The sequence below is a fragment of the Streptomyces sparsus genome, assembly GCF_054776295.1.
The window spans coordinates 1-4669 of sequence record NZ_BAAHCA010000142.1 but is presented as its reverse complement, the minus strand read 5'-3'; the positions used below and the strand labels follow the sequence as shown (position 1 = coordinate 4669).

Annotated in this window: 4 protein-coding genes; 1 reads left to right on the top strand and 3 read right to left on the bottom strand. The window is 72.2% G+C overall.

Features of this window, described 5'->3' with window-relative positions; genetic code table 11:
- The first annotated feature begins 265 nt into the window (after positions 1-265).
- Positions 266-838, top strand: coding sequence for a GNAT family N-acetyltransferase (locus ACYVE9_RS10065; RefSeq protein ID WP_461027420.1), 573 nt, complete (start codon positions 266-268; stop codon positions 836-838).
- 60 nt (positions 839-898) lie between these two features.
- Here ACYVE9_RS10065 and ACYVE9_RS10060 read toward each other — a convergent pair whose 3' ends face one another.
- The 3 genes from ACYVE9_RS10060 to ACYVE9_RS10050 all read right to left on the bottom strand — a co-directional run bounded on the left by ACYVE9_RS10060 (position 899) and on the right by ACYVE9_RS10050 (position 4521).
- A complete protein-coding gene (locus ACYVE9_RS10060; RefSeq protein WP_461027419.1) occupies positions 899-2308 on the bottom strand; it encodes an MFS transporter in 1410 nt (469 codons plus the stop codon).
- Positions 2305-2952 carry a helix-turn-helix domain-containing protein gene (locus ACYVE9_RS10055; protein ID WP_461027418.1) on the bottom strand — a complete coding sequence of 216 codons (648 nt, stop codon included), beginning with the start codon at positions 2950-2952 and terminating at the stop codon, positions 2305-2307. The genes ACYVE9_RS10060 and ACYVE9_RS10055 overlap by 4 nt, the downstream gene beginning before the upstream one ends.
- A 267-nt stretch (positions 2953-3219) precedes the next feature.
- Positions 3220-4521, bottom strand: coding sequence for a polysaccharide deacetylase family protein (locus tag ACYVE9_RS10050; RefSeq protein ID WP_461027417.1), 1302 nt, complete (start codon positions 4519-4521; stop codon positions 3220-3222).
- Between the last annotated feature and the right edge of the window lie 148 nt (positions 4522-4669).

The window sequence follows — 4669 nt, the reverse complement described above, 5'->3', positions numbered from 1 at the left end:
CGTTGACGGACATCGGGGCGGCTGCGGACGGCACCGTCTGGGGTGTGAACTCCGGCGGCAACATCTACCGCTACACCGGCGACCTGCCCGGCTGACCCGTCCGCTCGGCATCCCCGTCACCGGAAGCCGGTCCGGTCACGCCCCACGGGCGTGACCGGCCTGGTACCGACCTGAACCGGAGAGCCGACCTCCCGACCGGACGCCCCCCGCCACGGAGAGCGAGGGCTGAGCAGCGGCGTCACGCACGTCGTGGCATCGTGGTGGCATGGTCCTCGAAGTCCGCCCGGCGTCGGTGTTCGAGGACGTCCGGGCCCTGGTCGGCCCCAAGTCACCTGACGCCAACGTCTGCTGGTGTCTGAGCTACCGGATCCCGTCCAAGCTCAACAACGAACTCCGTGGGCCGGCCCGTGGCGAGTACGTCGGCGAGCTGTGCCGCAGGCAGCCGCCGCCGGGGGTGCTCGCCTACGACGGCGGCGAGCCGGTCGGCTGGGCCGCGGTGGCGCCGCGCTCGGACACGTCCTTCGCGCGCAGCCGCACCATCCCGCGCGTCGACGACCTGCCGGTGTGGTCACTGTGGTGCGTCCGTGTCCGCCCCGGCCATCGCAAGCGGGGGATCTCGCACGCCCTGATCGCCGGGGCGGTCGAGTTCGCCCGCTCCCACGGCGCACCGGTGGTGGAGGCGTATCCCCTGGACAACGGTGACGCCCGGGTGGACACGACGATGGCGTATGCCGGGCTCCGGAAGAACTTCGAGCGCGCGGGGTTCCGCCACGCGGCCGACACCACCTCGGTACTGGCCGGACACCCCCGCGTCCTTCTGCGGCTCGACCTGCGCTGACGGATCCCGTCCCGTGGCGGCGGGCCGTCGGTACACGGGGGCGGGCGACGCCCCGGGCGGTCATTTCCGTACGAGTTCGAGGGGTTCGGGTTCGCCCGGCCGGCCGTCGGGCCGGTCCCTGCGGCCTGGTCGACCGGCGTTCTCCCGGTGCGGGTGGGAAGCCGTGGGCTCGCTGCCCCGCCTCCACAGGAGGGCTGCGGCCAGGAGCACGGCGCCCGGCAGCAGCCAGGGCAGGCGGCCCGGCGGCAGGAGGCCGATGACCAGGCCCGTGAGGGCACCGGCCAGTTGCAGAGCGAGAGACTGGACGGAAAGCGCCGTCGCGCGTCCCTCGCTCGGGACCCGGCGGTGCAGGAGGTCGTTCTCGCTCGGCCCCGCCGCGCCCAGCCCCAGGTAGACCAGGCCGTAACCGGCACACGCGAGAACCATCCAGACCGGCGCCGTGGACCCGGCGGTGGCGCCGAGAGCGAGCATGCCGCTCGCGCAGATGCCCAGGCTCACCAGTACCGCGCGCTCACCACTGCCGGCGAGCCGAGCGGTGAGCGGAGCGAGATGGCTCCCGACTCCCGAACAGACGAAGCCGGCGCAGGCGAGTCCGGCGAAGAGCAACGCTCCCGACTCCGGCTGCCCCGTGACGACGGCGGCCCGGCCCGGCGTCAGCAGCTCCAGCGCGGCCAGGGCACTGCCGGCCGCCGCCGCACTGAGCATCACCCGGCGGACCAGGATGTCGCGTCCGCCCAGGCGCAGCCCGCCGAGGACGACCGCCGGAACGCCCTTGAGCGTGTCGCGCAGTGTGCTGGGCGGGTGGGGCGGCTCGGGCAGGGCGGTGAGGACGTACAGCACGAAGGCGATCCCGGCCGCCGCACCCAGCAGGGGCGGTACGGAGAGCGGGAGCACCAGCCCCGCGGTCGCCCGGCTCAGCCGGGCGCCGATGTCGGGGCCCAGCGAGAGCAGCCAGGGAAGGGCGCCGCCGAGCAGGGTGCCCGTCGCGAGCGCGGCGGACACGGCGGTGCTGCCGCGGGCGAGTCCGGTGCGCAGTTCGGTGTCGGGACCGGAGTGCGCCTGGACGGTGTCGACGTACCAGGCCTCCACGGGGCCGCTGGACAGGGCGCGGCCCGCGCCCATGAGCGCCATGCCGAGGGTGAGGACCCAGGGTGTGGTGCCCAGGCCCTGGAGGGTGAGGGCGACCACGTTCAGCAGGCCGGCCGCGGCCAGGACGGCGCGGCGTCCGAGCACGTCGGACAGGCCGCCGGTGGGCAGCTCCAGCGCGGCGGCGGTCAGCGAGAACGCGGCCAGGAAGCCGACGATGGCCAGCATGGGCATGCCGCGCTGGGTGAACAGCAGGATCAGCGGAGCGATGGTCAGACCCATCGGCAGCCACAGCAGGACGCAGACCGTGACGTAGCGGCGGCGTGCGGCGCGCAGGTCCAGCGGTCCGGTGTTCGGCGGTCCGGTGTTCAGCGGTCCGGTCATGACGCCGCCCCGGCATCCGTTGCGCCGGGGGCGGCGGTGTCAGGCTCGGTGGCACCGGGATCGCGCCGGGCCAGGGGCAGCCCGGCCGCGAGGACCATGACCTGCTCGGCGCGCGGATCTCCTTCGTCGCGGGCGGTCAGTTCCTCCAGCTTCCCTTCGAGCACGTCCCACAGTTCGGCGAGCGACTCGGGAGTCAGGCACGGCATCCAGTCGCCGATACCGGAGGGTTCCGCCCACTCCTGGCCCAGCAGCCCGTCGGCGGTGTCGGCCTCGTGCTGGTGGAGGGAGGCGTCGAGGTGCTCCAGTTGGCGCCTGCGCAGGGAACCGAGGACCGCGCGGCTGGCCGGTGAGGAGTTCATCGCCGTGCCGCTCCACGAGGTGAGCGCGTGCACCGCCTGCCAGCGGCGCTCCCTCCCGTCCCGGTGCTCCGCCTCGGCGACGAACGCGTACTTCGCCAGGACGCGCAGGTGGTAGCTGGTGGAAGCGGACGTCTCCCCGGTCCTGACCGCGAGCTCACTCGCGGTGGCCGGTCCGTGCTGCCGCAGCAAGGCGAGCAGCCGCACACGCAGGGGGTGCGTGAGCGCTTTCAGGGCTGCCGCGTCCCGCTCGGGGTCGAGTACTCGTTTCTGCTCTTCGTCCGCCATGAACCGGAGAGTAGACCGCCAAGAGAATTTTGCAAAATTGTTTTTCCGAAATTTCCTTGGGAAAGTGTGCGCGCGTGATCGAGCTGGTGGTCGAGCTCGTGATCGGGCAGCACCGGCAGCACTGAGGGCACGCCGAACATCACCCGGCCCTCCGTGGGGGTTGGGCGGAGGCGGGAGGCCGGGGCCTGCACCCTGCGGGTCAGTGCCGAACCCGCAGGGTGCCGCCCACTCCTCGCCCGCCGCTGCCGGCGGTCCGCGCCGGGTGCGTCAGACGCCGCCGTCCTCGCCCTCGCCAGGCTGGTCGGAGGAGTCGCCCGTGCCCGGGCTCTGCGAACCGCCGGCGCCCAGGTAGGTCTGCCAGCCGCCGGTGGGCTCCTGGCCGACGCCGAGTCCGCGCAGCTTCTCCAGCGTCGCGGGCTCCTGCACGTCCAGCCAGTCCACGAACTGGCGGAAGGAGACCATGCGCACGTCCTCGTGCTTGCTGTCGCCGATGTGCTTGACGGCCTCCTCGACGGCGTCCATGTAGATGCCGCCGTTCCACTGCTCGAAGTGGTTCCCTATGAACAGCGGCGCCCGGTTCGTCTCGTAGGCCCGCTGGAAACCGGCCACGTACGCCTCGGTGGCCTGCTTGCGCCAGGCCGGGTACTCCGACGCGGGGCCCTTGGTGTTGGCACCCTCGGACTGGTTGGCGAGGATGTTGTAGTCCATCGAGAGCACCTCGAAGGACCGGCCGGGGAACGGGATCGACTGGAGCGGCAGGTCCCAGACGCCCTGCTTCTTCGTCGGCCAGATCTGGAGCCCGCCGGAGGAGCTGGAGTCGTACCGCCAGTTCAGCTCGGCGGCGGTCGGCAGCAGGTTCTCCTGACCCAGCAGGCACGGTGTGCGGGCCCCGATGAGTTCCTTGCGGTAGTCGAAGGGCAGCGGCTCGATGTCGTCGAAGCCGGTGTACGTGCGCCACTTCATGACGAAGTCCACGGCTTGGTCTATCTCCGACCGCCACTGCTCGGGCGTCCACTTCGCGACGGACCCGGAGCCGCCGCAGAAGTGCCCGTTGAAGTGCGTGCCGATCTCGTGGCCCTCCAGCCACGCGGCGCGCAGGTTCTGCAACGTCAGCCTGATGTTCTCGTCCTTGAGGTATCCGATGTCGGACGCCCCGACGGGGTTGTTCGGCGGCCGGTAGACGTCCTTCTTCGACTCCGGCAGCAGGTACAGGCCGGACAGGAAGAACGTCATCGCCGCGCCGTGGTCCTCGGCGACCTTGCGGAAGCGGGGGAACAGCCCGTTGCCGACCTCACCGGCGCCGTCCCAGGAGAAGATCACGAACTGCGGCGGGCGTTCGCCCGGCTCCAGCGGCCGGGGCTTCGGCGGCTGGTTCGGCTGCGGACCTGAGTCCTCCGTGGAGCCGTCGCCGATCGGCTTCGCCTTCGGCTCGGGGTCCTTCGTCTTCTTGCCGCCCTTGCCGGCGGTGGCGTCCTCGTCGAGCGAGCAGCCCGCGACGCCCATCGTCATCAGCGCGGCCGCCCCCATGCCCAACAGCCCGCGCCGGCTTATTCCGCCGTCCTCCGACATCGTGTTCCCCTCGGTGACTCCGGTTCGATACAGACAAGGAGCCGGCCCACAGCACGCCGGTTCCCGCCCCGTCCATGGATTTGCTGAGCTTTTGCCGTGCGGCGGGACCCTCGCGCCGGCGCGGCGGCGCCCGGGCCGGGCGCGCGTG

Bases quoted from the DNA above. Each gene is read 5' to 3' on its own strand.
- ACYVE9_RS10055 (WP_461027418.1), bottom strand. From the start codon at position 2,952: ATGGCGGACGAAGAGCAGAAACGAGTACTCGACCCCGAGCGGGACGCG.
- ACYVE9_RS10065 (WP_461027420.1), top strand. From the start codon at position 266: ATGGTCCTCGAAGTCCGCCCGGCGTCGGTGTTCGAGGACGTCCGGGCC.
- ACYVE9_RS10050 (WP_461027417.1), bottom strand. From the start codon at position 4,521: ATGTCGGAGGACGGCGGAATAAGCCGGCGCGGGCTGTTGGGCATGGGG.
- ACYVE9_RS10060 (WP_461027419.1), bottom strand. From the start codon at position 2,308: ATGACCGGACCGCTGAACACCGGACCGCCGAACACCGGACCGCTGGAC.